Source organism: Ferruginibacter sp. SUN002 (assembly GCF_050611725.1).
Classification (GTDB): domain Bacteria; phylum Bacteroidota; class Bacteroidia; order Chitinophagales; family Chitinophagaceae; genus Ferruginibacter.
Genome location: NZ_JBODJB010000001.1, coordinates 2,297,693 through 2,324,400 on the forward strand (window position 1 = coordinate 2,297,693; position 26,708 = coordinate 2,324,400).

At 37.3% G+C, this 26,708-nt stretch carries 25 protein-coding genes; 16 read left to right on the forward strand and 9 right to left on the reverse strand.

From position 1 onward, the window contains the following. Positions 1 to 35: 35 nt before the first annotated feature. The gene (locus ACQ33O_RS10110; RefSeq protein WP_430995459.1) at positions 36 to 923 is read right to left on the reverse strand and encodes a hypothetical protein; all 888 of its coding nucleotides are present in this window, start codon (positions 921 to 923) and stop codon (positions 36 to 38) included. A 19-nt stretch (positions 924 to 942) separates the two neighbouring features. Further along, complete coding sequence (locus ACQ33O_RS10115; RefSeq protein ID WP_430995460.1) at positions 943 to 1,959, reverse strand: threonine aldolase family protein; 1,017 nt, start codon at positions 1,957 to 1,959, stop codon at positions 943 to 945. A gap of 109 nt (positions 1,960 to 2,068) precedes the next feature. Between ACQ33O_RS10115 and ACQ33O_RS10120 the strand changes: the two genes are divergently transcribed. Together ACQ33O_RS10120 and ACQ33O_RS10125 are read left to right on the forward strand one after the other, a co-directional pair. After that, on the forward strand, positions 2,069 to 3,775 hold the full coding sequence (locus tag ACQ33O_RS10120; RefSeq protein WP_430995461.1) for an endonuclease/exonuclease/phosphatase family protein: 1,707 nt from the start codon (positions 2,069 to 2,071) through the stop codon (positions 3,773 to 3,775). A 261-nt stretch (positions 3,776 to 4,036) separates the two neighbouring features. Then, entirely contained in the window at positions 4,037 to 4,894 is an 858-nt protein-coding gene (locus ACQ33O_RS10125; RefSeq protein WP_229760408.1) for a sigma-70 family RNA polymerase sigma factor, read from the forward strand. Between the two features lie 54 nt (positions 4,895 to 4,948). On the opposite strand, the gene ACQ33O_RS10130 is transcribed toward ACQ33O_RS10125, so the two are convergent. Continuing rightward, complete coding sequence (locus ACQ33O_RS10130; RefSeq protein WP_430995462.1) at positions 4,949 to 5,866, reverse strand: T9SS type A sorting domain-containing protein; 918 nt, start codon at positions 5,864 to 5,866, stop codon at positions 4,949 to 4,951. A gap of 148 nt (positions 5,867 to 6,014) precedes the next feature. On the opposite strand from ACQ33O_RS10130, the gene ACQ33O_RS10135 reads away from it, so the two are divergent. From ACQ33O_RS10135 to ACQ33O_RS10155, 5 genes are all read left to right on the forward strand, one after another. Beyond that, positions 6,015 to 6,896, forward strand: coding sequence for a DUF4249 domain-containing protein (locus ACQ33O_RS10135; protein WP_430995463.1), 882 nt, complete (start codon positions 6,015 to 6,017; stop codon positions 6,894 to 6,896). A gap of 51 nt (positions 6,897 to 6,947) precedes the next feature. Further along, positions 6,948 to 7,895 carry a thioredoxin-disulfide reductase gene (trxB, locus tag ACQ33O_RS10140; protein ID WP_430995464.1) on the forward strand — a complete coding sequence of 316 codons (948 nt, stop codon included), beginning with the start codon at positions 6,948 to 6,950 and terminating at the stop codon, positions 7,893 to 7,895. Positions 7,896 to 7,989: 94 nt separating this feature from the next. Beyond that, positions 7,990 to 8,340, forward strand: coding sequence for a dihydroneopterin aldolase (locus ACQ33O_RS10145; protein ID WP_430995465.1), 351 nt, complete (start codon positions 7,990 to 7,992; stop codon positions 8,338 to 8,340). Between the two features lies 1 nt (position 8,341). Beyond that, positions 8,342 to 9,097 carry a tetratricopeptide repeat protein gene (locus ACQ33O_RS10150; protein ID WP_430995466.1) on the forward strand — a complete coding sequence of 252 codons (756 nt, stop codon included), beginning with the start codon at positions 8,342 to 8,344 and terminating at the stop codon, positions 9,095 to 9,097. Between the two features lie 68 nt (positions 9,098 to 9,165). Then, positions 9,166 to 11,127 (forward strand): M1 family metallopeptidase, encoded by a 1,962-nt coding sequence (locus ACQ33O_RS10155; protein ID WP_430995467.1) that lies wholly within the window; start codon positions 9,166 to 9,168, stop codon positions 11,125 to 11,127. 57 nt (positions 11,128 to 11,184) lie between these two features. Here the strand turns inward: ACQ33O_RS10155 and ACQ33O_RS10160 are convergent, their stop codons facing one another. After that, the gene (locus ACQ33O_RS10160) at positions 11,185 to 12,549 is read right to left on the reverse strand and encodes an MATE family efflux transporter (RefSeq protein ID WP_430995468.1); all 1,365 of its coding nucleotides are present in this window, start codon (positions 12,547 to 12,549) and stop codon (positions 11,185 to 11,187) included. A 42-nt stretch (positions 12,550 to 12,591) separates the two neighbouring features. Here ACQ33O_RS10160 and ACQ33O_RS10165 point away from each other — a divergent pair, with 42 nt between their 5' ends. From ACQ33O_RS10165 to ACQ33O_RS10185, 5 genes are read left to right on the forward strand one after another with little or no spacing between them, the layout of a single operon-like run. Further along, positions 12,592 to 13,410, forward strand: a complete 819-nt coding sequence (locus tag ACQ33O_RS10165; protein ID WP_430995469.1) for a DUF3822 family protein — start codon at positions 12,592 to 12,594, stop codon at positions 13,408 to 13,410. Beyond that, on the forward strand, positions 13,401 to 13,937 hold the full coding sequence (locus tag ACQ33O_RS10170) for an RsmD family RNA methyltransferase (protein WP_430995470.1): 537 nt from the start codon (positions 13,401 to 13,403) through the stop codon (positions 13,935 to 13,937). The genes ACQ33O_RS10165 and ACQ33O_RS10170 overlap by 10 nt, the downstream gene beginning before the upstream one ends. A 17-nt stretch (positions 13,938 to 13,954) precedes the next feature. Further along, positions 13,955 to 14,524, forward strand: a complete 570-nt coding sequence (locus ACQ33O_RS10175; protein ID WP_430995471.1) for a 5-formyltetrahydrofolate cyclo-ligase — start codon at positions 13,955 to 13,957, stop codon at positions 14,522 to 14,524. Positions 14,525 to 14,530: 6 nt separating this feature from the next. Beyond that, positions 14,531 to 15,598 (forward strand): tetraacyldisaccharide 4'-kinase, encoded by a 1,068-nt coding sequence (gene lpxK / locus ACQ33O_RS10180; protein WP_430995472.1) that lies wholly within the window; start codon positions 14,531 to 14,533, stop codon positions 15,596 to 15,598. Positions 15,599 to 15,650: 52 nt separating this feature from the next. Beyond that, positions 15,651 to 16,709: a cytochrome-c peroxidase gene (locus ACQ33O_RS10185; protein ID WP_430995473.1), complete on the forward strand. Its 1,059-nt coding sequence runs from the start codon at positions 15,651 to 15,653 to the stop codon at positions 16,707 to 16,709. A 122-nt stretch (positions 16,710 to 16,831) separates the two neighbouring features. Here the strand turns inward: ACQ33O_RS10185 and ACQ33O_RS10190 are convergent, their stop codons facing one another. From ACQ33O_RS10190 to gyrA, 3 genes are all read right to left on the reverse strand, one after another. Next, complete coding sequence (locus ACQ33O_RS10190) at positions 16,832 to 18,163, reverse strand: DEAD/DEAH box helicase (RefSeq protein ID WP_430995474.1); 1,332 nt, start codon at positions 18,161 to 18,163, stop codon at positions 16,832 to 16,834. A gap of 132 nt (positions 18,164 to 18,295) precedes the next feature. Then, positions 18,296 to 19,516, reverse strand: coding sequence for a hypothetical protein (locus ACQ33O_RS10195; RefSeq protein WP_430995475.1), 1,221 nt, complete (start codon positions 19,514 to 19,516; stop codon positions 18,296 to 18,298). A gap of 79 nt (positions 19,517 to 19,595) precedes the next feature. Continuing rightward, a complete protein-coding gene (gyrA, locus tag ACQ33O_RS10200) occupies positions 19,596 to 22,226 on the reverse strand; it encodes a DNA gyrase subunit A (protein WP_430995476.1) in 2,631 nt (876 codons plus the stop codon). A 241-nt stretch (positions 22,227 to 22,467) separates the two neighbouring features. On the opposite strand from gyrA, the gene ACQ33O_RS10205 reads away from it, so the two are divergent. Both ACQ33O_RS10205 and ACQ33O_RS10210 read left to right on the forward strand, forming a co-directional pair. Further along, the gene (locus ACQ33O_RS10205) at positions 22,468 to 22,866 is read left to right on the forward strand and encodes a hypothetical protein (protein ID WP_430995477.1); all 399 of its coding nucleotides are present in this window, start codon (positions 22,468 to 22,470) and stop codon (positions 22,864 to 22,866) included. 108 nt (positions 22,867 to 22,974) lie between these two features. After that, positions 22,975 to 24,240, forward strand: a complete 1,266-nt coding sequence (locus tag ACQ33O_RS10210) for a saccharopine dehydrogenase C-terminal domain-containing protein (RefSeq protein ID WP_430995478.1) — start codon at positions 22,975 to 22,977, stop codon at positions 24,238 to 24,240. Here ACQ33O_RS10210 and ACQ33O_RS10215 read toward each other — a convergent pair. Both ACQ33O_RS10215 and ACQ33O_RS10220 read right to left on the reverse strand, forming a co-directional pair. Beyond that, positions 24,229 to 24,921 (reverse strand): SIR2 family NAD-dependent protein deacylase, encoded by a 693-nt coding sequence (locus tag ACQ33O_RS10215; RefSeq protein WP_430995479.1) that lies wholly within the window; start codon positions 24,919 to 24,921, stop codon positions 24,229 to 24,231. The two genes, ACQ33O_RS10210 and ACQ33O_RS10215, sit on opposite strands and share 12 nt — an antisense overlap. Beyond that, positions 24,911 to 25,321 carry an EVE domain-containing protein gene (locus ACQ33O_RS10220; protein ID WP_430995480.1) on the reverse strand — a complete coding sequence of 137 codons (411 nt, stop codon included), beginning with the start codon at positions 25,319 to 25,321 and terminating at the stop codon, positions 24,911 to 24,913. Before ACQ33O_RS10220 ends, ACQ33O_RS10215 begins: the two co-directional genes overlap by 11 nt. A 143-nt stretch (positions 25,322 to 25,464) precedes the next feature. Between ACQ33O_RS10220 and ACQ33O_RS10225 the strand changes: the two genes are divergently transcribed. Next, positions 25,465 to 26,130 (forward strand): DUF4331 family protein, encoded by a 666-nt coding sequence (locus tag ACQ33O_RS10225; protein WP_430995481.1) that lies wholly within the window; start codon positions 25,465 to 25,467, stop codon positions 26,128 to 26,130. 35 nt (positions 26,131 to 26,165) lie between these two features. After that, positions 26,166 to 26,687, forward strand: a complete 522-nt coding sequence (locus ACQ33O_RS10230) for a DUF4331 family protein (RefSeq protein WP_430995482.1) — start codon at positions 26,166 to 26,168, stop codon at positions 26,685 to 26,687. Positions 26,688 to 26,708: the final 21 nt, after the last annotated feature.

Genomic DNA, 26,708 nt, shown 5'->3' on the forward strand with positions numbered 1-26,708 from the left:
CAGAGCCACGGTTTATTGAAAAAGATGTGTAAAATTTACATTTTTATCGGAATCAGTCCTCTGATGCCCATATCAACCACCGTTTCGGCTGTGGGAGACAGGGTTGGTTCAAACTTTCCATTACCATTCACATCTATCCATTCAAAGCTTTTGTTAGTAGACAAAGAAACCGTAATGTTGATATCGCTGGTTTCATTTCCTGTAATGACAAGCGGTGAAGCAAACTGCCCCGTTACAACACAGGAACCTGCCGGAATCGGCGAAGTGGCAAACAAGGGATTCGGAACTGTTGTTGAACCTGCAGGAGCTTGTCCGGTTTGAACATTTCCATAAGTCAAATAATGCCCTTCGGTTGCCCAATAACCTTGTGCCTTATTTCCATTAACAACAACAGTTGAATCATCAATTTTAAAACTTGATAAGTAAGTATTGAAGCCGATAAAAGATGCAACAGTAGCATCAACAGTAATACCGGCGGTTATTCCGGAACCTTCAACATATACATTGTAATTTTGGTATGCTAAAGAAACCCTGAGCCAGTTATAATTTCCTGCCGCAATACCGGTAACGGGTACACTCAAAAACACTTCATTGTTACCTGCGAATTTTGCTTTGGAAAAATCAATTGCATTTGAACCTCCAATGTTTGTTTCCGGTGCTCTATATAAAACAGCACCTGCACCAAGTAAGGTAAATTGATCAGGGGTCATCTCAACATAATGTGCACTCATTGAATTGAATCGGGGAGATTGTCCTGCATGTCCGGCTGGCATTGTTGCCGCAACACCTAAATTATTTAATCTTATCTGGGTGGAATCAAATTTAAATTTGAAGATCACTTTTGCGCCGGCTGAAGAGTCTTTCTTACAAGAAGAAAAAAACAAAACAAATGTTACGCCGGCAAATAAGAGGGATATTTTCATAATGGATGATACTAGGCTTTTATAATTGCTGAATAAATGTAACCAAATTCTGTACCATCTTATCGGTTACGTCTAAATGGAATAGCATTCTAATTTGTGTAGAAGAGATATCCATTGTGAAAATACCTGCCTTTTCCAGCATTACTGCAAAACTTTTGGCTGTATAAGGTTGCAAGACCTCAAAGATCAGGATATTGGTTTCTACCGGCATTATCTTTCCAACAAAAGGCTTCTCTGCAAGCGCATTCGCTATTTGCTTTGCATGAAGATGATCCTCCGCTAAACGTTCGATATTATTCTCTAAAGCAAAAATTCCTGCTGCGGCCAAATAACCTGCCTGACGCATACCACCGCCTAATACTTTTCGAACTCTTCTGGCTCGATCTATAAACTCACGATTGCCGACAAGCACACTTCCAACCGGAGCACCCAATCCCTTGCTCAAACATACAGAGATGCTGTCGAATATTTCACCGTACTGTTTCGGAGTTTCACCCTTGGCAACAAGTGCATTGAAGAGTCTTGCTCCATCTAAATGTAATTTCAATTTATTTTGCAAACAAACATCTTTTATTGATTGAATATCAGCAAATTCATAACAACTTCCTCCGCCTCTATTTGTGGTATTTTCAAGGCTAACTAAACTGGTTCTGGCCTTATAAGTGGCTATTGGATTGATCGCTTCTGTCACCTGTTGGGCAGTTATCTTCCCATTAATGCCATCAATGGCATTTACCTGACAACCACTATTAAAAGCAATGCCGCCACCTTCATAAATGTAAACATGGCTAAGTTTATCGCAGATCACTTCATCGCCGGGTTGTGTATGACATTTTATAGCGATCTGGTTTCCCATGGTTCCGCTGGCACAGAAAACGGCGGCTTCCATACCGAACATTTCTGCCATCATTGCTTCCAGTTTATTCACGGTAGGATCTTCTCCAAAAACATCATCACCAACTTCAGCTTTAAACATGGCTTGGAGCATTGCCGGAGATGGCTTGGTAAAAGTGTCGGAACGTAGGTCAGTGATCATAAAACAAATATAAGTTTTTTAGATACTGTTAGGTATAGTTCAGGGAAGATCAATACATTTGTCGTTTGCTCCAAAGCAACTTTATGGCTTAAAACAGCGACTTGTTTGTATGATAAAAAGATATTTTTTAACGTTGATGGTATTTTCTGTGTTCATATCTTCCTTAAATGCACAGAGTATTTGTATTGATGGGAAATTCAATGACTGGAATGGTGTTACCACAAATACAGATGCGGCCAACGATGGCAATGGTGTTGACATGCGTGGGTTTTCCGTAGCAAATGATGCAGAAAATCTTTATATAAGATTAATTACAAACACCGATATAAATATAGGAGACAGTATTAATCTCTATATGAATATTGATGCTGACAATAATACCTCTACCGGATTTTACTCAAATGGGATAGGGGCCGATGTGGCCTGGCGTTGCGGTTATGGTTATGGGTTTTATTATCATGATGGTACTAAAGATACCATCTATGCTTCACAGTTAGGTATAGCCGGACTAACAACATACAAGAACGATACATTTGAAATTGCGATCAGCAGGGCTGCACAAGTCGGCAATCCCGTAAAAAATTTATTTATCGGTAATTCAGTCAAGATCAATTTTGTGAACGGATTAAGTGGTGGAGACTATATGCCTAATTTTAATTCAACCTATACTTACACATTTTCTAATCAGCTTACATCAGATTTTGCTCCGATGGAGTTAGCCAAATGCAACGCTAATTATATTCGTGTAATGTCTTACAATGTGGAGTTTGATGGTTTAATAGATGCCGCAAGAACCAATCAGTTCAAAAGGGTTTTTCAGGCAATCAATCCCGATATAATTGTGTTGAATGAATGTGGCAGCACATCCTATACACTGGCAAAAGCAAAACTCGATTCATGGTTACCGTTAGGAACCGCTAATGGCTGGGTATGTTATAAGGTAGATGGTGGAAATATCATTTGCTCAAAATACCCGGTTAGCTATGCAACAAATATTAATCCGTCAAGAAAAGCCACTGTTGCCTATATAGATCTTCCGGCAACATATCAGACGAACCTGTTAGTGATCGGCACACATTTAATGTATTTTAGTGATGGGGATTCTACCAGACAAAGAGAAGCAGATATTATCTCGGCCTATTTACGAGATATGAAAGCTGGCACAACTGCTTATAAAATTCCTGCAAATACACCTTTCTTTATCGCAGGCGATTTTAATATGGTCAATAACTACAGCCCTTTAAATACTATGTTGACGGGCAATATTGTTCACACAGAAACTTACGGAACTGGTTCAGCTCCTGACTGGAATGGTGGGCAGCTCTCGAGTGAAAATGCCAAAGTTGCTGATAAAAACATGACCTACACCTGGAGGCCGAATGATGTCGGGGGTAGAAGATGGCCGGGTAAACTCGATTACATTTTACATTCAAATACCAATCTTGAGATAAAAAAATCGTTCGTATTACAATCTGAGATCATGAGCCAGGCCAGATTAACACAATACGGACTTTTAGCTTCAGACTCTTACATTGCAAGCGACCACCTACCAATAGTAGCCGATCTTCAGATCCCAACTTCGAACTCTCTATTATTTACCGTGCAATGGAACGGAAAAGTAAACACCGCTTGGGAGAACCCGGCTAACTGGGATTGCAGTACAGTGCCGGATAAGTACAGTAATGTTGTTATTCCCGCCAATGTACCAAATTACCCTTATGTCAATTATAATACTGAAATTCATAGTCTTACATTAAATAATGGCAGTACGGTCAATGTAAAACCAACCGTAAAGCTTTTAGTGAACGGACAGTAGGTAGCTACAAGCCTTAAGCTTCAAGGGATAAGCATTTGAGGTCAAGTTTTTTTGCTTGTCCGTTGAAGCTTGAGGCTATCTCGGCTCACATTTTACCCACCATTCATACCTTTTTTTCATTTTCACTATGAAATACAGAATTCGCAACGTAACTTTGCACACTATTTTGAGTGATTTGCGTCTTTTTTACAAAGCATTTGCAACATTTTCTCAACAAAAGTGGTCATATAAACGTTACTAACCCGAATATAATACAAGACAATGAGGCAACTTAAGATCGCTACGCAGATAACGAACCGTGATTCTCAGGCAGTTGAGAAATATCTCCAGGAAATTTCAAAGATCTCAATGATCACTCCCGAAGAGGAGACCATTTTGGCCCAAAAGATCAAAATGAACGACCAAAGAGCTTTAGACAAGTTGGTACAGGCTAACTTACGTTTCGTGGTTTCTGTAGCTAAACAATACCAGCATCAGGGTCTTTCTTTAAGTGATTTGATCAATGAGGGTAATCTTGGTTTGATTAAAGCTGCACAACGTTTTGATGAAACCAAAGGTTTTAAGTTCATTTCTTACGCTGTATGGTGGATCCGTCAGTCGATCCTGCAAGCTTTAGCAGAACAAGGAAGATTGGTACGTTTGCCTCAAAATAAGATCGGTACTTATAATAAAGCGAACAAAGCTTACATGGCTTTTGAACAAGAGCATGAAAGAGAGCCATCAACAGAAGAATTAGCAGAATTGCTTGAAATGAGCGAAACTGAGATCAATAATATTTTCCAAAGCAATACACGTCATACTTCATTAGATGCTCCGGTACACGAAGCAGAAGATGTTGCAATGGGTGATCTTTTACAAGGTGGTGATGATACCGACGAAGATGTAATGCATGATTCATTGAGAAATGAAATCCGTCGTGTTTTAAAATCTTTGAGTCCACGTGAAGCCGAAATCGTAAATGCTTATTTCGGATTGGATGGCGAAAATGGTGTTACCATTGAGCAGATTGGTCAAAAATATGATCTAACTAAAGAACGTATCCGTCAGATCAAAGAAAGAGCGATCAAACGTTTACAAAAAGCTCGTTATAGCGGTGCGTTGAAAGCTTACTTAGGTTAATATATTCAAACATAATATAAAAAATCCCCGATACTTTATCGGGGATTTTTTATATCAATTCACCACAACTCTTTTTGTCTCCTTCATATCACCCATAGAAAAAATAAGCGTATATACACCAGGGTTAAAATCACATACATGTACATGCCCGCTATTGAGTCCGGGCAGAGCAGACATATCGGTATCATATACAAGTTTACCAGCTGCATCTAAAACCTTTACATTCATTGAGCCTGCTTTATCAGCGTTAAAATATACCATTAACTGCCCCGGTCGTGTAATAGGGTTAGGGCTGACCTTAGTGATCAGTTTATTTGTGGCATGAGTATTTTTGAACATTTTAATTTCACTCAGTTTTTCTCCCCCTTCTTCATCAACAATCGCCAGTTCATAATAAACAAACCGGCTATTGCCAACATTATTATCAGTATAACTATAGTTTTGAATAGCAGTAGAACTGCCCGTAGCCTTTACTTTAGCAATCTCAGTAAAGTTAATTCCATCCGTACTTCTTCGTACCGAGAAATGATCGGTATTGACTTCTGTAGCAGTTGTCCAGTTCAACAATGCTTTTTTATCTGCCGCTACAACATTGAATTTGTTCAGAATAACAGGCGTAGTTGTTGATGCTGTAAACTGTCCTCTCATTCCTGTAAAACTGCCTGCATCACCATGTAATTCACAAACATACTTATATGTGCCGGCTGCAGTAACAGTATAATCATACGATGTTACGCTACCTAAAGACCCACTAAAAATGGCAGTAGCTCCAATTGGCACTCCACCGGCAACACCATTGCTTGATGCATTGTGAAAGCCGGAAAATGTAAAATGAATAACATCCCCAACATTGACATTTACGTTGGACGGACTGAATTGAAAATTGGTAGCAGCAATTGTAATGATACTTGCTTTGGCGGCAATGGTCACGAAAAACAAGGTAATAAAAAACAAAGCGTATAATTTTTTCATAACATGCAATTTGGTCTCCTAAGTAATATCTTTAATCTAACATATTATAATTTTTTGTGTAAAAATTAGGTCACATTTATACATCTAAACTGTTTTACCACTCAACCAATTTCGTTTTGCTTTGTTGTTTATCCTTTAATTTTGCAATATGATTAGGATATTGATTGTTTTAGCAAGCGTACTTTTTCTATCGAGCTGCGAAAAAGATATAAATTTTGATTTGAAAGATGCACCCAATGTATTGGTGGTAGATGCTAATATTGAAAACGACAAACCGCCTGTAGTAGTGCTTACTAAAAGCTTTAATTTTTTTGATAGTATCAATCCCTCATTATTGGTAGGTTCATTCGTACATGATGCTGTTGTAACTATGTCTAATGGAACCCTGACTCATCAATTGAAGGAGTTTACTGTACCCTTATCTAATGGGTATAGTTATTCGTACTACACACTTGACCCTGCTAACCCGGCAACGGCTTTCAATGGAGCGGTAAATACAAATTATTCTTTAAAGATTGTTGCTGAAGGAGAGGAGTATAATGCTATTACATCAATTCCCGCTATATCCAAAAAACCTGATTCTCTTTGGTGGAAACCGGCACCATTTACAGATGACACCTCAAAAATTGTATTGATGGTAAAAGCCACCGACCCTCCCGGCCTGGGTAACTATATCAGGTATTTTACTCAAAAGAACAGTGGTAATTTTTTACCCGGCGACAATTCAGTTTTTGATGACAATATAATTGACGGCTCTACATATCAATTACAACTAGACCCCGGTGTAGACAGAAACAATAAAGTGGATTTCGACAGTAATTATTTTCACAGGGGAGATACCATTACAATGAAGCTGTGCAATATTGATAAAACTACTTATACTTTCTGGAGTACATGGGAGTTTGCCCAGGGTAGCATTGGCAATCCTTTTAGTCAACCAAATAAAGTAATTGGCAATATAAGCAATGGGGCATTAGGGGCATTTTATGGTTATGCCGCCTATTATAAAACATTAATTGTTCCTAAATAACCATCACAGATTATATTTGCAGACTTTAATTTACAAGGAGAAAAATAAAATATGGATACTAACACAAACGAAAAAGTTCATTGTTTAATAATCGGATCCGGCCCGGCAGGTTATACAGCAGCAATATATGCAAGTAGGGCAGGATTAAATCCTGTATTATATCAGGGTATTCAACCGGGTGGACAGTTGACCATCACAACTGAAGTAGAAAATTATCCCGGATATCCGGAAGGTATTCAGGGCCCCGATATGATGGTTCATTTTGAAAATCAGGCCAAAAGAATGGGAGCCGATATACGCTACGGTCTTGCAACAAAAGTTGACTTTTCATCTCAACCATATAAAGTAGAAATCGATGAAGAGAAATGGATAGAGGCTAATGCAATTATTATCTCAACCGGTGCCAGTGCAAAATGGCTTGGCCTTGAAAGCGAACAACGTTTAAACGGTTATGGTGTAAGCGCCTGTGCGGTTTGCGATGGTTTCTTTTTCAAAGGAAAAGAAGTAGCCATTGTTGGCGCAGGCGATACTGCTGCGGAAGAAGCACTGTATCTTTCTAAAATATGTTCTCAGGTACACATGATCGTTAGAAAAGGAGAGATGAGAGCAAGTAAAGTAATGCAGGAAAGAGTATTGGCTGCACAAAATATTACTGTTTACTGGCATAGCGAAACCGATGAAGTGTTAGGAGATAAAAAAGTAGAAGCGGTAAGAATAAAGAACAATCAAACAAACACAACTCAGGAAATACCTGTTAGCGCTTTCTTTGTTGCTATCGGACATCAACCTAACAGCGATATTTTTAAACCTTGGATCAATATGGACGAAGCCGGCTATATCAAAACCATACCGGGCACATCTAAAACAAATATTGAAGGTGTTTTTGCAGGTGGAGATGTGCAAGATAAAATTTACCGTCAAGCCGTAACTGCCGCAGGTAGCGGTTGCATGGCTGCGTTAGATGCAGAGAGGTATTTGAGTGAGAAAGGGCTTCATTAAGTTTATAGTTCATTGTTTTTAGTTCATTGACAGTGGAGCTTTAATTGTGTCTTTGAAGTAAAAACTACGAAATATAAAGTATAAACTAAAAACCATGTTATCCATCCACCTAAACAAACTGAAATTTCACTCTTTTCATGGAATGCATGAAGAAGAGAAAGTATTGGGCAATGAACTTGAATTGAATATTACCGTGCTTGTAAGAAATGAAGAAAAGATCGTTTCGTTGAAGCAAACAGTGAATTATGTTACGCTATATGAAATAATCAAGCAAAGAATGGATAAACCAACTCCCTTATTGGAAACTGTGGCACAAGATTTGGCAGACCTTATAACAGCATTCGATAATCGGATCAGTTCAGTAGATATTAATATTAAAAAATTAAATCCACCTATACACAATTTTCACGGACAAATTAGTGTTAGTTATAAAAAGGAAATGTAAGATGAAAGCGCTATTTACTTTTTGGCTACTGTTGCTTTCTTGCGTAGCAGGCTTTTCGCAAGATGTAACAGCTATGATTAAAGAAGCTGATAGATTGGAAGCAATTCCCGACGAGACAAAAGCTTTTTTGAAATTTAAAGATATTATAAAAATTGCACCTACCAATGTTTATTCACTATCTAAATGCAGTGAATTGTGTGCACGGATCGGAAAAAGACAAACAAATAAAACGATCAGGGAAGAATTTTATACCGCAGCTAAATCATTCGCAGAAACGGCTTTAAAGGTAGACCCTAAAAGTTCTGATGCAAATTGTGCAATGGCCATGGCTTTGGGTCATATATCTATGAGCAAGAGTAATAAAGAAAAGATCAACTCTGCAAAAGACCTCAAAAAATATGTTGACCTGGCTATAAAAGCCGATGCAAATAATTACAAAGCCTGGCATATCCTTGGTAGATGGCATTATGAGATAAGCGACCTGTCTGCATTGGAAAAAGCAGCGGTTAAAGTATTGTATGGAGGTATGCCACCGGCTTCATTAAAAACAGCAATTACTTGCTTCGAAAAAGCTAAAGCTTTAACAGGCGCAGGTTTTGTTTTAAATTATTACGAGCTGGCAAGAGCCTATAAACGAAACGACCAGAAACAAAAAGCTATTGATACGCTGAAAGCAATGCTCAATCTCCCCAACGCCACAGAATCTGATGCAGCTACAAAAGCAGAAGGCAAAAAACTCATTGCTGCCTGGGAATAGTTTTTCATGATGAACGGTATCTTCTGTAAAATTCTTTTATTTACCTTCGGATAAATAAATTATTATCGATGACAATTAAAGGTTTAATGCCACTGATATGCTTCAGTTTCATTGCTAGTTTTTCTTATGCACAAACTGAAGATACTTTTGAATCAAAATATGATTCCCGTAAATTATTCTCACCACAATTTTACCCCACGGGTGGCACAGAAACCAGAGCCGCTAACGGAGAACCCGGAGTAGGGTATTGGCAAAACAGAGCTGATTATAACGTCAATGTTTCGCTGAATGATAAAACGAATGAAATAAAGGGGAGTGAAACAATCACTTATCAAAACAATAGTCCGCAGGCATTAACCTACTTGTGGGTTCAGTTAGATCAAAATCTGTTTACGCAACGAAGCAGAGGTAAGTCTAAATTACCGATCGATGTTCGAAGTCGTTATGGTGATAGCAAAAGCACATTTGATGGCGGTTACAATATTACAAGTGTAAAATACGAAGATGGAAGTGCTGCTGATTATGTGATCACTGATACAAGAATGCAAATACGTTTAAAAAATGCTGTAAAAGCAAAGGGAGATATCATTAAATTAAATATCGAATACTCATTTACGTTACCTGATTACGGTGCTGACAGATGTGGTATTCAACCAACAAAAAATGGTAATATCTACGCAGTAGCGCAATGGTACCCACGTATGTGCGTATATGATGATATAGTAGGATGGAATACTTTACCATATACCGGAGCCAGTGAGTTCTATTTAGAGTATGGCGATTTTGATTTTAATATTACTGTACCTGCATCGCATATTGTAGTTGCCAGCGGTGAGCTGTTAAATCCTGCTGAAGTATTAACCGCAAAGCAACTAACCAAATACAACGAAGCTAAACAAAGCGATAAAACTGTTATAATTCGTTCTGCATCTGAAGTAACCAATGCTTCTTCAAGACCGGCAGCTAATACATTAACCTGGCATTTTAAGATCAGCAATGCCAGAGATATTTCATGGGCTTCTTCAAAAGCATTTATTTGGGATGGAGCAAAGATCAATTTACCGAGTGGCAAAACGGCATTCGCAACTAGCGTATATCCCGTAGAAAGTGAAGGCAAAAAAGCATGGAGCAGAGCAACCGAATATACAAAAGGCTCTATTGAAAATTACAGCAAACGCTGGATGGAATATCCTTATCCTACTGCATCAAATGTTGCAAGTAATATCAGCGGTATGGAATATCCCGGAATAGTTTTCTGCGGATGGAAATCTGAAACCGATGGCTTGTTTGGTGTAACGGATCATGAGTTTGGACATACATGGTTCCCAATGATCGTAGGCAGTAATGAACGTAAATACGGTTGGATGGATGAAGGTTTTAATACATTCATCAATTCTTTGGCAGATGATGATTTTAATAATGGCGAATATAAAAGTGATCCGATGGATATGACCATGATGGCCAATTATATGTTTAGTAAAAAAAGCGAAGCCGTGCTAACAACGCCAGATGCAATGAAGGAATCTAACATCGGCATTGCATTATATTACAAACCGGGCTTGGGTTTAGAGTTGTTGCGTAATGAGATCATTGGTGCAGATCGTTTCGATTATGCTTTTAAAGATTACATAAAAAAATGGGCATACAAACATCCTACACCTTGGGATTTTTTCAGAACAATGGATAATGGAACAGGTGAGGATCTTAGCTGGTTCTGGAAAGGTTGGTTCATGGAAAATTATAAATTAGACCAAAGTATTCTTTCTGTTAAATACGAAAATGACCTTGAATCGAATGGTGCCATTGTAACCATTGGCAATGTTGAAGAAATGGCAATGCCGGTGATCATCAGTTATACTACTGTAAGTGGTATAAGCGGTACAATAAAACTTCCGGTAGAAATATGGAACAATAACAAACTATGGAAAGTTAAATTACCGACAAATGAAAAGATCAGTACGGTTGTAATTGATCCTGCTAAAATATATCCGGATATAAACTATAAAAACAATAGCTGGAAATCAGAATAATTTTTGAAAAGGATATCAAATAAAAACGCTGCACCGATGTTCTGCAGCGTTTTTATTTTACGTTAATTGCTTATCAGTTTTCCACTTCCCACTCTTTAAAAATATAAATGACATGATGAGTATCACACTCCAGTAGACCACTTCATTGCTCCATGCCATGGCAAGAGAAACAAAATGCCATTTCATAAAATAGAAGGAGTGCAGCAGGTAAAAAATTATTGCAACGATCTCAATCATTAAATTCACTTTTGTTTTGCCTGTTCCCGTTACTCCGTTCAACCAGATATTAGCCATACTCATAAACAACATACCCAAAGAAACAACTCTTGCTACAGGAATGCCGGCTTCTACAAACGCATCATCTTTTCCAAAAAGGCTGAAAAACAGCTCAGGAAAAATATTCAACAGTATTACCATTACCAAGCAAAAAGCAATACTCAACAGCATTGTTTTTGTGATCGCTTCCATCACTTTGTCTTCACGTTTTTGACCCATTAAATTACTCACCACAACATTACTGGTACTTGCAAAGGCCCATACAAATACGCCGGCAAGCCCGAATACATTACGCATTACATTACTGATGGCCTTATCCATTATATTTCCTCTTGCTTCAATTAAAAAGAAAAATATGAGCCATGTAGTTACACTAATAACATACTGAGCCACCAAAGGGGTAGAGACTTTAATAATAGCTTTATTGATTACTTTATCATACACGAAAGTTTTAAGCAGACCATATTTTTGCTGCAATCCTGTTTTGTTCAAAACCAAAAATACTACAAGAAAACCCATTGCTTCAGCGATAACCGAGGCGACAGCTGCACCATTAAAGCCCATTTCAGGAAAACCAAAATGACCGTATATCAATACATAATCCAGCAAAATATTCAACAAGGCTTCGCAAATAAAACCAATCATCAATAGTCGACTATTAAGCGATGCAACGAGAAATGCATTTCCCATCTGAAATAAATACAAAAAAGGTAGCCCCAATATTCTGATGCGTAGAAAACTAATTTCCTGAGGATATGCATCTGCAGCTGCTACAGATTTTAAAATAAACGGAGCAATGATCCATGTAAATGCAATGCCAATCAATGACAACTGTAAACAGATGCGAATGCCCTGAGATAAAATGATCTTAAAAGCACCGGTATCACCACTACCGGCATGCCTACTGAAGACCGATTGCATGGCATTATTCAAACCATTACCCGCCACAGCAAAGATCAGGTAATAAACCCCTGTTATACCTGCATTACCAAGAGCCTCGGTATCATATTTCCCCAAAAAAATACTATTTGTCAGCATATTAATCTGCGGAATCAGTATGGCGAGGGTAATGGGCAATGCAATAGATAAGATCTGCTTATAGCTGACCTGCACCCGTAAATCTTTTATTATAGCAGTATTATCCATAAGTCGACAAATTTATCTTATTTTGCCACTCAAACTTTTTTATTGACACCTTTATTTAGCATATCAGGTTCATTCATTAATTATACTGCTGCCCGTCTGTTTATAGAGGTGGGCGAGTGTAGTTTGTCATTTTTTATTTTGAATGAAGCAAATGAATTTATAGCGGTTTCTGTTTTTCAGTTTACAGATAAATTACAAGCGGAAAAAGAAATTCAACATATTTTATATCACGAAGCTGTATTAAAAGAAAGATACAGAAGGGTTGATATTATCTATGTTTTTTCTGAATCGATATTGGCACCAAAAGCATTGACAGATATTGCTACCAACAAAGAAATGCTTGAGTTGGTATATGGCGATTTTGCAGATAAAGCCATCAGAAGTGATTTTATGTACAAACAAAATGTACAAAATATTTACAGGATCCCAACTGTCATCGATAATGCTGTAAGCAATCAATTCCCAACAGCAACCATCACACATCTTTATTCGGTTTTACCCGATGTGGTAAGTAACAAGGAAAATGTTTTATATACCATTTTCAGTCCGAAGCTTATCATTGCCATATTAGTGAAGGATGGCAAATTACAGATCGTACAAAATTTCAGATATCAAACAGCCGAAGATGCTGCGTATTATTTGTTGAGTATTTGCAACAATTTTGAAGCTGATATCAATCAAACCAATCTGATACTGACCGGTATGATCGATGTTTCTTCTCCTTTATATGCTGAGTTGTACAAATATTTCTTAAATACATCATTTGGTACTTTGCCAGATCAGTTTCAATATTCGGATGAAATAAAAAATTATCCGGCACATTATTTCAGTCATTTATTCTCGATAGCTGCATGCGTATAATTAGCGGAATACATGGTGGCAGACGAATCAGTCCTCCTGCAGAAATGCCCTACACCAGGCCAACAACAGACATTGCAAAAGAAGGTCTATTCAATATCATTCAAAATAACCTGGAGATAGAATCGTTAAAAACGCTTGACCTTTTCGGCGGCACCGGCTGTATCAGTTATGAATTGGCCAGCAGGGGAGCACAGGACCTGACGATCGTTGAAAAAGACACGAAGATGTATGAATTCATAAAGAAGACATCAAAAGAACTCGAGTTGGAAAATTTTAAATTGATCAAGGGAGAAGTATTCAAATTTATTGAAACTTGTGGCGAACAATTCGATTTTATTTTTGCAGGGCCACCTTATGCACTGGGCACCATTGACGATCTTCCATTGAAAATATTTGAACGAAAATTACTTAAACCCGGAGGTTGGTTTGTATTAGAGCACACTCCCAGAAATGATTACAAAAAATTTGATCATTATAAAACAGAACGTAACTACGGTACAACAATCTTTTCTATCTTTATCCAATGAAAACAAGCTAATAAACGGTGGCAATAAAAAAAGAAATACGAAATATTTATAAAGAGAAAAGAACCAAACTTTTATCGAATGCGATCAATAAAATGGATGATCTGATGTTGATACAATTTCAGCAATTGCCCATTGAAATCCCATCGATCATAATGACCTACGCACCGTTGGAAGATCTCAAAGAGTTTAATCCGCAGTTGATCACAGATTATTGTTTTTTCAAAAATCCCAATCAGACATTATTATATCCTGTTATCGGAAGCAATGATGAATTGTTAAGTGTTGTTGTAAATGATAACACTACTTTTGAAAAAAATAAATACGGCATAGATGAGCCTACTGACGGCATTGATATTTTCGCTGAAGAGATCGATCTCGTGATTGTACCTCTATTGGCTTTTGACAAAAGTGGGTACAGAGTCGGTTACGGAAAAGGCTACTATGATAAATTTTTAAAAGAATGTCGCTCTAATGTTATAAAGATAGGCTTCAGTTATTTTCCACCAATACCAATGATTGAAGATGTAAATGCTTTTGATGTGAAATTAGATTATTGTGTAACGCCGGAAACATTTTACGAATTCTAATTACATATGCTTAAAAGCTTCAGATATCTTTTCTTACCATTCTCCCTTATTTATGGCGGAATTATTGGCATAAGGAATTGGTTATTCAATAAGAACTATCTCAAATCTTCCACCTTTAATTTCCCGATCATTTGTGTAGGTAATTTAGCAGTAGGGGGCACTGGCAAAACACCGATGACTGAGTATCTGATAACAATTTTAAAAGATCGATATAAAGTAGCAACACTTAGCAGAGGCTATAAAAGAAAAACAAAAGGGTTTGGTATTGCTAATAAAGAAACTACTGCTTTGGAAATTGGCGATGAACCAATGCAGTTCCATCAAAAGTTTCCTGATGTTACTGTAGCGGTTGGAGAAGAAAGATTAGTAGCTATTCCGCAATTGCTGCATGAAAAACCCGATACACAGGTGATTGTATTGGATGATGCGTTTCAACACAGAAGTGTAAATGCAGGATTAAATATTTTATTGACCGATTTTCGAGATCTGTATACAAGAGATTTTTTAGTACCCGCCGGAAATCTTCGTGATATAAGAAGCAGTGCCAAAAGAGCACATATTATCATTGTTACAAAATGTAAATCCGATCTGAGTAATGTTGAAAGACAGAAGATCATTGATGAACTGGATCCATTATCCGGCCAAAAAATATTCTTTACCGAAATAAATTATGGTACACCGTATCATTTGTTTTCAAAAGCAAGCAAGCCAATTGCAAAAGAAACTGATGTAATGCTGGTATGTGGTATAGCTAATCCGAATCCCTTAAAAGCCTATTTGACCGAACAAGTACATACCTATGATATGCTACGTTTTGCTGATCATCATATTTTTAAAATGGATGATCTGCATGATATCATCAATCAGTTTGAAAAAATGCAATCTTCAGATAAAATTATTTTAACTACGGAAAAAGATGCGGTGCGGTTACAAAAATTTGAGAAAGAGTTGAAAGATTTTCCAATATACGTTTTACCTATAAAACATAGTTTTTTGTTTGATGATGCTGAAAATTTCAATAGTAATGTTATTAATTTCATCAACGCATACAATAAAAACAAACATGGTAATTAAACCTATTGTGTTAAGCAGAGTCTAAAGTTTTTTATTAAAGCCATTGAAAATAATGAAGAAAGTAATTACTATTCTGCTATTGCTTACTCTTATAGTAGTGTTTCAATTTTGTTCAAAAAAAGATGACACTGCAACAGTCTTGGAGCCTGTATTACCATCAACCCCTTACAACTATGTAGTTAGTTACCCAACGCATATTCAGGTTGCCCTAGCAACTAACGACAATACACCGCCAGATAATCAACTTACAAATGATGGCGCAACTTTAGGAAGAGTATTATTCTATGATACTAAACTCAGTAAAAACAATACTGTTAGCTGCGGAAGTTGCCATAAACAAGAATTTGCTTTTGATGATAATGTACAATTCAGCAAAGGTTTTGAAGGAGGGTTTACAACAAGAAACTCTATGTCTTTATTAAATGAACGTTTTTATAAAAACGGGAAAATGTTTTGGGATGAAAGAGCACTAACGCTAGAAAAACAAGCATTGCAGCCTATACAAAACCATATAGAAATGGGTTTGACCTTAGCTGAGTTAGAAACAAAAGTGAAAGCACAATCTTATTACCCGGCATTGTTTCAAAAAGCATTTGGAAGCACCGATATTGATTCTATAAAAATTGCTAAAGCCATTGCTCAATTTGAGAGAAGTATTGTTACTTATCAGTCAAAATATGATCAAGTAAAAGCAGGTACAGCAAGTTTTACTACTTTAGAAGAACAAGGAGAACAGTTATTTTTGAATGCAACCGGTCCGGGTGGTAGTACAAATACTTGTGCAACCTGTCATGCTCCTCCAATGTTTATTAAAAGTAACGCTCCGGGGTTTTCAATTACAGATGCTGGTGATACTACAGGTATAAACGGTGTAAATAAATTCAAATCCGGTTCATTAAGAAATATAGGAAATCGTGTGAATTTATTTCATACAGGAACTGTTTCCAATTTAACAGCCATGTTAACTGCCGGGGCGCCTGGCACCGGTACAACTCTAATCAAAGCACATTCTGTAGCACCGGGAGATGTAGAAAAATTATTGGCATTTTTGAATACACTGACAGATAATACAATTATTACTGAAGAGAAATTTTCGAACCCGTTTAAATAGGTGAGAGGATGCTGTTAAAGAGATTCACCGAGTTGACCAGAAAGGAAGATTGAGATGTTTTTTAAGTGAAGAATCTCTCTGTGAAACTCCGTATTTCTTTGTTCATCTTTCTGAAATAGATATTATTTCGCTACGGCGATCTTAATTTTCTTGCCCTTTATCTTTTCATCCTTAATCAACTCCAGCATCTCACCAACTTTCAACTTACGTACAGCCGCAAACGAACAGAAATCTTTTACTTCGATCAAACCAATATCATCTTTTTTTAATAATCCTTTGTTGGATAAGAAACCAACGATATCGATCTTATTCACTTTATCTTTTTTGCCGGCAGCAATGAATAGGGTGCTCCATTTTGGCTTTTCGGGCAATTCCAATCTTTCAGGCAATTCAAAATGTTCAACTTTATCGGTGATGTATGCAGGTAATTTTTCCTCTTCCGATAGAATTAAAACCGCTTTACCACCTGCTTCCATACGTGCTGTACGGCCGTTTCTATGTGTGTAAACATCAGGCGTTGGTGGCAAATGATAGTGGACAATGTATTTAATATCCGGAATATCTAAACCACGGGAAGCAAGATCAGTTGTAACCAATACATTGGATGTGCCGTTCTTAAATTTACACATCGCAGTTTCACGGTCACGTTGCTCCATACCACCGTGGTAGAAAACATTTACAATGCCTTTCTCTTTTAATAGTTGACTGGTACGTTCTACAGATTCTCTGTGATTACAAAATACAATGGTTGATTTATTGCCAATAGAACAGATCAGTCTGAATAAGGTATCAGATTTATCTTTTTCAGGAGAGAAAACCGTTCTTACCACCAGTTCATCAATTTCTTCTTTTTCAATGAGATTGGAGAAACTTAGTCTCACAGGATCGCTTACACCAATAAAATCCGGTATGCCGACAGCCTGTGTGGCAGATGTAAGGATCCGTTTCTTAACATTCGGTAAAGAACCGATGATAAACGACATTTCTTCCTGGAAACCCAGTTCCATGGTTTTGTCGAATTCGTCCAGCACAAGCGTTGTAATATTATCTACAGCAAAATTATTACGGCGAATATGGTCGGCTACACGGCCGGCTGTGCCAATAATTACCGCCGGCGACTGTACCAGGTTATTTTCCTCAATTTCTCTTTTATGGCCGCCATAGCAGCAGGTAACTTTATAACCGGTGCCCATTTTTCTGAAAACTTCATCGATCTGTATCGCTAATTCCCTGGACGGAACCAATATCAATGCCTGTACAGATTTGATATCACGACTCAGGCCATGAACCACCGGCAACAAAAACCCAAGGGTTTTACCCGAACCTGTCGAGGATAAGATAATCACCGAATCATTTTCTTCCACAGCTTTTACCGAAGCTATTTGCATTTCGTTTAAAGCTTCAATTTTTAGGTTGGAGAGAATTTTTTCGGTAGGTGTGTTTGTGTTGTGCATTTCAGCAAAAGTAAGTTATAAATAATAAAGGAGGTCTCGACTACAATTAATCAAGACTAACTAATAGTATATCAATGATATTGGGTTGAGTTATGGCATAACAAAGATAATACATTTTGCCTATAATTAATATTATGTTAAGTAAAGTAAAATAATTAATATGGTTACTATTGCAGTTGTCAATTTCTTTAATAGTGTATTATACCTCCTAACCTGCGTAGGTTGTTTGAGAATCTTATAATTCCCTATCAACAACTTCACAGCTTCGATCTTCAAATTCTTATTAGCTTTCGGAGATCTATCTGCCACCTCTTTCAAATATGCGTTGGATTTAATGAGAAAGGAAGAAATATTTGTTCCGGGCTTTTCCTTTTGCGTATCCACTGCTTTATTGATATAGAATTTACCAAAAAGTAATTTAGCAGCTACATCAGTCTTATTAGTTTTTAAGTAATCTTTTAAAGTAGATTCCAGTGATTTTACCCAAGTTGCTTTTTCAGTTACAGATAAAGAATCTGTAGGATTAGTATATAAATAATTAAATAAGTCCTGGCAAAATGTAAGTTTGTATTTAGGCTCATCCAGTGTTTTATTTTTTATCAAGTGGTGATAAAACAATAAAACCGGCTTTAAATCTCCTTTATTTCTGTGAAAATCTATAAGGTTCAAATAACCATAATTCGATCTAGGAAACGCTTTCACAAATTTTATGGTATAGCTCATCAAAGTAGCCGATTCTCCTTTCTGTCTGTAATGATACAATAACCATTGATAAATAGGTTCAAAATCAGTCCTTCTAATCCCAAGATCTGCTATCCGCTTACTGTAATAAAAGGCTTCCGGCTCATCCTCTGCATATATCGCCGCCTTTGCTGAATATAATAAATTAGTTGTGTCAATCTTCAGTAATTGTTTGTTACGATTAATGAAAGCCATTACATCTGCGGCTTTTTTAAAGCTTTTCAAAGCCCGGGCATAATCAGTTTTATCCTGCTTTTCAGTACCGGCATTAAAAAAAGCTACACCATCATTGGTGTAGCCTTCATAAATTTTATAAGCCGTTGAGTCGGTTGTTAGCGATACAGGATAGTCCGCATAAGCAGTTTTCAAAGCTTCAAATGCTTCTTTTTTCGGATCAGCCACCAGATCTTTATACTTTGCGTCTACACTGATCGACTGGTAAATTTTTGCTTTCAGCAACCAGGCTTCTGTTGTGGCCGTAGTATCCTCCAATATCAGATCCAATGCCCTCCCTAACTCATTCCGCTGCCATAAATGGCGGGCAGAATCAAGGTTTTGAGCCTCCATCGTACCCCAAAATAACAACGATATGAGTACAAACAGTAGTCGCATATTATAAAAGAAGCCAAGCTTTTCAGAACTTGACTTCTCTATATTATTTTTTATTAAATTTTAAATAACTTAATATTACTTATTCATTACCAGCTTCTTCTGTCTGAGTGTCCGTATTGTCTTCGGCTGGTGATTCAGTAGCATCAGCAGCAGTTTCTCCTTCCGGTAAAACTGTTTCTTCCTCTTCGCTTTCATCTATTTGTGTGATTGCTGCTATTTCATCGCCTTCATCCAAACGGATCAGTTTAACCCCCTGTGTAGCCCTTCCTTGCGGACGAATACTTGCAACACTCATACGGATAGTGATACCGCTTACGCAGGTGATCATCAGATCCTGGTCTTCACTCACTGCTAATAAACCAACCAGGCGCCCGGTCTTTTCAGTAACGTTCAAGGTTCTTACACCTTTACCGCCACGGTTAGTGATACGGTAAACTTCTTCACCATCTTCATCGATCAGCGGAGTACGTTTACCAAATCCTTTTTCACTCACCACCATAATCGTCTTGGTCTTATCTTCCCTGTTCACACAGGCCATACCTATAACTTCATCTGTAGCATCATCTACCTCAATTCCATACACCCCAATACCACCACGACCGGTACTGCGTACTTTTTCTTCAGGGAAACGGATAGCACGGCCGCTCTTAACAGCCATCATGATCTCACAATTACCATCGGTCAGTTTAGCTTCCAATAATTGATCGCCTTCCTGTATGTTGATGGCATTGATACCATTCTGACGAGGACGACTGAAATCTTCCAGATCAGTTTTCTTAATGATACCTTGTTTAGTACATAAAACGATATAATGCCCGTTCACATAATCCTTATCCTCAAAATTCTTAATATCAATGATCGCTCTCACTTTATCATCCGGCGGTATCTGGATCATATTCTGCAGTGCTCTACCCTTACTGGTTTTATCACCTTCAGGTATTTTGTACACTTGCAGCCAGAAACATCTTCCTTTTTCTGTAAAGAATAACAAGGTATGATGTGTAGACGCTACAAATAAATGTTCGATAAAATCTTCCTGTCTTGTACTACTTCCTTTAGCACCACGTCCGCCCCTGCGCTGCTGACGGTATTCGCTAACCGAAGTACGTTTGATATAACCCAAATGAGAAATGGTTACCACCATATCTTCTTCTTCGATCAGGTCTAACATGCCAATTTCGTCGTCGGCATAAGTAATTTCAGATTTACGGGCATCCCCGAATTTAGCTTTTATCTCAGCTAATTCATCTTTGATGATCTGGTAACGCAAACCTTCATTCGCTAAAATTTCTTCCAATCTTGCAATTTCTTTCATAATCGCAGCATGCTCTTCACGGATCTTATCGATCTCCATTCCGGTCAAACGTTGCAACCTTAATTCCAATACAGCTTTCGCTTGTATTTCGGTCATACCAAACTGAGTCATCAATCCATCCTGTGCAATATTGGGTGTAGACGATTCACGGATGAGTTTAATAACCGCATCCAGATTATCCAAAGCAATAATATAACCTTCTAAAATATGAGCTCTTTCTTTTGCTTTACGCAATTCGTATTGGGTACGACGAACAACTACTTCATGACGGAATTCGATGAATTCACTAATCATGTCCTTCAGGTTCAATATTCTCGGACGACCTTTTACAAGGGCTACGTTATTGATACCGTAAGAAGTCTGCAGTTCAGTTAATTTGTATAATTGATTAACAATAACCTGTGCTACCCCATCTCTTTTCAGTTCAACAACAATACGAGTACCTTCTTTATTATTACTTTCATTATTTACGTCTGATACCCCTTCAATAGCTCTGTCATTAATCAGGTCACCAATTTTTTGTGTTAGTGTATCCCTGTTTACCTGATAAGGCACATCAGTAATAACGATCTTTTCTTTACCCTTGCCATCAACCTCAATGGTTGTTTTACCTCTCAACACTACCCTACCTCTACCTGTATGAAAAGCCTGACGGATACCTTCAATACCATAGATCACACCACCGGTTGGAAAATCAGGAGCTTTTACATGCGTAATTAACTCTTCGATTGTTATCTCACGGTTATCAATATACGCAACACAGCCATCTACCACTTCACTTAAATTATGCGGCATCATGTTGGTAGCCATACCCACGGCAATACCACTTGATCCGTTCAATAATAATTGAGGAATTTTTGTAGGCAATACAGTTGGCTCTTTCAACGAGTCATCGAAATTCAATTGATAGTCTACCGTTTCTTTTTCAAGATCATCCAGCATGGCTTCGGAGAACTTCTCCATACGCACCTCGGTGTAACGCATAGCAGCCGGCATATCACCATCCTGACTACCGAAGTTACCTTGGCCATCGATCATTGTATAACGCATAGCCCAAGGCTGTGCCATACGCACCATTGTATCATAAATTGCAGAGTCCCCATGCGGATGGTATTTCCCCATTACGTCCCCTACAATACGGGCACTTTTTTTATACGCTTTGTTGCTGGTATTTCCGAGTTCATACATACCGTACAAAACTCTCCTATGTACCGGTTTCAAACCATCACGTACATCCGGCAAAGCCCTTCCCACGATCACACTCATCGAGTAATCGATATACGAAGTTTTCATTTGTTCCTCAATGTTTACCGGGATGATTTTACCTCTGTTACTGCTTGCGGCACCGTTGTTTATCGGTAATTCGCCGTCACTTAAATGCTCGTTATTCTCCATAATGTTTTAACCGAAATCGTCGGGTTGCGAATGTACCGATTTTTGGTCATTTTTAGGGTATAATTGTTAACGATTTTGGGTGTTTTTTCCCACATTTTTGGGCTTTTTGTGGACAAGGTTTTGGTATGGAAATTTGTTCCCTCATGAAGCTCCAACAATCTGTTTAAAAGAGTATTATTTTAATTCCAACGTTTTAAATAGAATAAACTAAAATTGCATATAATCTCCTAAATTTTAATAGATGTATATGGTATTGGAATGCTACGATTTACTGCAAAGAATAGAACATCATCCTGCTATGTGGGTTGGCGAAACCAGTTTGAAAAGCATCCATAATTATACATCCGGATACTATCAGGCACTTTTAGATAATAGGCTTATAAATAAGACTGAAACAAATGACCCATTTTTTGATTGGGTAGCCAAGAAGCTAGATTATTCTTCATCTACAGCCGGTTGGGCTAATATGATATTGGCATATAGTATGGAATTTGAAACAAAAAGCATTAGCTGGGAAATCATGCTTAAAACACCTGTTACAGAGGAACAGCATATAAAATCGATCGCCACTTTTTATGAGTTATTAAGACAGTTCAAAAATGAAACTGAAAATACTAAGACTACATCCAATTCAGTATAATAATCACAAATAAATGTAGGCAGTAATTAACTCTCCTATATTTACAGCCAATGCTAAAACAGTTTGTAAAACAATAATTATATTGTGGTATACTAAACATAAAGTTGCTTGAAAACTATCCTACTTTTTGGTGCCGGAAAATCTGCTACTGTTTTAATTGATTACCTCATCAAGGAAGCAGAAACGAACAAATGGAAATTCATCATTGCCGATGCAAATAAAGAACAAATTTTAAGCAAGACAAATAACTCCCCTATTGCCGAAGCCATTGAAATGGATATAACAGACGACGATGCAAGAGAAGCGGTTATTCAAAGAGCACATGTGGTTATCTCAATGATGCCGCCTGCCCTTCACTATTTAATAGCTAAAGATTGTGTTGAAAATAGAAAACATTTACTCACCGCTTCGTATGTAGACAGTAAAATAAAAAGCCTCAGTGATGAGATCAAGCATAGAAAATTATTATTCTTATGTGAGATGGGATTAGATCCCGGAATTGATCATATGAGCGCAATGAAGATCATTGATGATATAAAATTCAAAGGGGGTAATATTACATCATTTAAAAGTCATTGTGGCGGTTTGGTAGCACCTGAGAGTGATGACAATCCATGGCATTATAAAATAAGCTGGAATCCTCGTAATGTAGTAACAGCAGGCAAAGCCGGTGCTGAATATAAAATTAACAATGAAGTAAAGCATAAAGAATACGCAGAGATATTTAAAACTTGTGCTGAAGTACATATTGATGGTATTGGTAAGCTGGCTTACTATCCTAATAGAGATTCTTTAAGTTATATTCCAACGTACAAATTAAAATCTGCTGAAACATTTGAACGAACTACTTTACGTTATCCGCAATTTTGTACAGGCTGGGATACAATTGTACAAGCAGGATTGACAAATGATATTGATGCTATTGGAACGAATATAAGTTTTGCAAAATGGTCATCTTCAATTATTCCATTTGTCAATGAGACCAATAAAGAAATGCTTCAATATTTAGGTTTGTTTGATGATGTATTAATTCCATCAACAGCAAAAACCTCGGCAGATGTTTTGCAGTATTTATTAGAAACAAAATTGATCATGCAACCACATGATAAAGACATGATCGTTATGTTGCATGAAATAGAATATAATAACAGCAAGATAGAAAGTAGTCTTATTGTAAAAGGAGAAGATAATTTAAGAACAGCCATGGCAAAAACGGTTGGACTGCCTTTAGGTATTGCAGCTAAACTAATTTTAAATGATGTTATTAAATTACGTGGCTTACATATTCCTACAACAAAAGAAATATATGAGCCTGTTTTAAAAGAGTTGGAAAATTTTGGTGTTGTTTTTAATGAAAAGCATTTACCTGTTTAACAATATTTGTTGTAACTCCTTCACTCCTTCTGTTGCAGGCATTTCAATTAAGGTGAGATTAGGATATTTTTCTACCGAAGGTATTTTTTTATCAATAATAAATTTTGGTAAGTATGATGGAGCATAGTGTAACAATGAAGCGGCTGGATAAACCTGTAAAGAGGTTCCAACTACAACAAAATAATCACAGGCTCTCATTACTCTCACAGCATCTTCCATTTTGGGTACCGCTTCTTCAAACCAAACAATATTAGGTCGTAACTGATACCCATCTTCTGCAATATCTCCAACATTAATATCTCCTCTTATTTCAAATATTGTGTTTTCATCAGCAACACTTCTCATGGTAAAAATTTCTCCATGCAGGTGAATAATATTTGTTGACCCTGCTCTTTCATGCAGGTCATCGATATTTTGTGTGATGATCGTTACATCAAAATCTTTTTCTAATTCTGCTAAGCCAAAATGAGCAGCATTGGGTTTTGCCGCTGCCACATCTCTTCTTCGTTCGTTATAAAAATCTAAAACGAGTTGAGGGTTTCTTTTAAATGCTCCGGGTGTAGCAACATCCTGCACATTGTATCCCATCCATAATCCATCACCATCACGAAAAGTTTTTAATCCGCTTTCTGCACTGATGCCGGCACCTGTTAGTACAACAATTTGCTTTCTATTTTTCACCGGCCATTTCCATTATTATTTTCCATTCATCTGCTTTCACTGTTTGTACAGATAGTCTGCCTAATCTTACCAGGTCCATATTAGCAAGACGTTTATCATTTTTGATTTCTGAAAGTGGAACAGATTTTTTTAACTTCTTTACAGGCTTCAAATCCACTGCTACCCATGCAGTATCTTCTGTGGTAGAATCCTGATGGGCCTCTTTAATGATTGTTGCTATACCAACGATCTCTACCCCTTCATTACTGTGATAGTATAACACTTCATCGCCTTTTTTCATTGCTCTCAAGTTGATACGTGCGGCATAATTACGTACACCTGTCCACTCTGTTTGTTTGTCTTTTACAAACTGATCCCAGCTATAAGCCGAAGGTTCTGATTTCACTAACCAATAAGCCATGAGTAAAAAGTTTATTATTTCTAACAAAGTTAGCTAAACAAATAATTTAAAAAGCATTGTTAAAAATCCAAGGCGAAGAATGTTTCGTATCTAATGCAAGCCGAAAGGACATTACAATCATTATAAATTTAAAAACATTCGTTATGAGACAAAAAAAATTATTCATTGCAGCATTGGTCTTTCTTGCTGTAATAACCGGCAGTATTATTTATGCTGCGGATCACATTGATGCTCCCGCTGTAACAAGTCAGTCAACTGATATCACCGACCTCTATGTATTCAGAGGTCAGGATGCCGGCAATCTGGTATTTGTTGCAAATACACAGGGACTATTAAGCCCCGGGGCAACATCCGCCGCCAGTTTTGATGAAAATACACTGATCGAATTCAACATTGATAATAACAACGATAAGATAGAGGATCTTGCTATTCAATGTAAATACGACGCTGCTTCCAATGCCATGCTTGTATATGGCCCCTATCCTGTATCTGAACCCGGAACAATGAGTAAGATACAAGGACAAACTACAGCAAGAGTTGCAGTTACGGCATACGGTGATGCTAAACCAAAAATTGGAACAGGCACTTATGGAATAAAAGTATTTGCCGGCCCGAGAGATGATCCTTTCTTTTTTGATTTGAACAGATACAAAATGATACTTGCCGGTACTGCGCCAGGGTTCAATAACCCGGGAACAGATGCTTTTGCAGGCACCAATGTTCTTAGTACTGTTGTTGAAGTTCCTAAATTTTTATTAGGTAATACCAATAGTTTGAACGTTTGGGTAGAAACAAAAAAGAAAATGTAATCAACTATTAAAAATCTAAAAAGAAAAAAATGAAAATGTTAAAAATAAAATTGTTCGCTTCTGTTATTGCAGTAAGCTTACTTATTGTTTCTTGTAAAAAAGATACAACCCCTGTTGATAATTCAATATATGCTCAACAGGATCAGATGGGCAGACCAGCTATTAATACTGTATTCAATAGCGCTGCCGATAAAGATGCATTCAATACAACTACCCCATCTGCAATGAACGCTGCTTTTCAAACAAAATTCCAATCACGTCTATTAGCGTTAAATCCCGGCTATACAACGAATGCATTGGGGCAAGATGCAGCAGCACTAACAGGACTATTAGCAACCGACTATTTAAATGTTTCTACAAAAGGTGTTACAACATTCTTTGACGGAACAAATATTTTAACCGGACGAACATTGAGTGATGATGTTATTGATGTTGAATTGTTATTACTTTTCGGTGGCCCTACAGGAGCAAGCAACTCTGGATTGACCAGCGATCACGTAAATGGTAATGATAAGACGTTTTCTGCATCATTCCCATACCTGGCATCGCCGTGGTAATAGTTTCTATATAATTAATTA

What these genes read in the sequence shown, in the direction of transcription:
- ACQ33O_RS10170 (WP_430995470.1), top strand. Translation starts at nt 13,401, where the DNA reads ATGCGTATAATTAGCGGAATACATGGTGGCAGACGAATCAGTCCTCCT.
- ACQ33O_RS10195 (WP_430995475.1), bottom strand. Translation starts at nt 19,516, where the DNA reads ATGCGACTACTGTTTGTACTCATATCGTTGTTATTTTGGGGTACGATG.
- ACQ33O_RS10230 (WP_430995482.1), top strand. Translation starts at nt 26,166, where the DNA reads ATGTTAAAAATAAAATTGTTCGCTTCTGTTATTGCAGTAAGCTTACTT.
- ACQ33O_RS10190 (WP_430995474.1), bottom strand. Translation starts at nt 18,163, where the DNA reads ATGCACAACACAAACACACCTACCGAAAAAATTCTCTCCAACCTAAAA.
- ACQ33O_RS10130 (WP_430995462.1), bottom strand. Translation starts at nt 5,866, where the DNA reads ATGAAAAAATTATACGCTTTGTTTTTTATTACCTTGTTTTTCGTGACC.
- ACQ33O_RS10120 (WP_430995461.1), top strand. Translation starts at nt 2,069, where the DNA reads ATGATAAAAAGATATTTTTTAACGTTGATGGTATTTTCTGTGTTCATA.
- ACQ33O_RS10185 (WP_430995473.1), top strand. Translation starts at nt 15,651, where the DNA reads ATGAAGAAAGTAATTACTATTCTGCTATTGCTTACTCTTATAGTAGTG.
- ACQ33O_RS10205 (WP_430995477.1), top strand. Translation starts at nt 22,468, where the DNA reads ATGTATATGGTATTGGAATGCTACGATTTACTGCAAAGAATAGAACAT.
- ACQ33O_RS10115 (WP_430995460.1), bottom strand. Translation starts at nt 1,959, where the DNA reads ATGATCACTGACCTACGTTCCGACACTTTTACCAAGCCATCTCCGGCA.
- ACQ33O_RS10145 (WP_430995465.1), top strand. Translation starts at nt 7,990, where the DNA reads ATGTTATCCATCCACCTAAACAAACTGAAATTTCACTCTTTTCATGGA.
- ACQ33O_RS10155 (WP_430995467.1), top strand. Translation starts at nt 9,166, where the DNA reads ATGACAATTAAAGGTTTAATGCCACTGATATGCTTCAGTTTCATTGCT.
- ACQ33O_RS10110 (WP_430995459.1), bottom strand. Translation starts at nt 923, where the DNA reads ATGAAAATATCCCTCTTATTTGCCGGCGTAACATTTGTTTTGTTTTTT.
- ACQ33O_RS10225 (WP_430995481.1), top strand. Translation starts at nt 25,465, where the DNA reads ATGAGACAAAAAAAATTATTCATTGCAGCATTGGTCTTTCTTGCTGTA.
- ACQ33O_RS10125 (WP_229760408.1), top strand. Translation starts at nt 4,037, where the DNA reads ATGAGGCAACTTAAGATCGCTACGCAGATAACGAACCGTGATTCTCAG.
- ACQ33O_RS10135 (WP_430995463.1), top strand. Translation starts at nt 6,015, where the DNA reads ATGATTAGGATATTGATTGTTTTAGCAAGCGTACTTTTTCTATCGAGC.
- ACQ33O_RS10150 (WP_430995466.1), top strand. Translation starts at nt 8,342, where the DNA reads ATGAAAGCGCTATTTACTTTTTGGCTACTGTTGCTTTCTTGCGTAGCA.
- gyrA (WP_430995476.1), bottom strand. Translation starts at nt 22,226, where the DNA reads ATGGAGAATAACGAGCATTTAAGTGACGGCGAATTACCGATAAACAAC.
- ACQ33O_RS10220 (WP_430995480.1), bottom strand. Translation starts at nt 25,321, where the DNA reads ATGGCTTATTGGTTAGTGAAATCAGAACCTTCGGCTTATAGCTGGGAT.
- lpxK (WP_430995472.1), top strand. Translation starts at nt 14,531, where the DNA reads ATGCTTAAAAGCTTCAGATATCTTTTCTTACCATTCTCCCTTATTTAT.
- ACQ33O_RS10160 (WP_430995468.1), bottom strand. Translation starts at nt 12,549, where the DNA reads ATGGATAATACTGCTATAATAAAAGATTTACGGGTGCAGGTCAGCTAT.
- trxB (WP_430995464.1), top strand. Translation starts at nt 6,948, where the DNA reads ATGGATACTAACACAAACGAAAAAGTTCATTGTTTAATAATCGGATCC.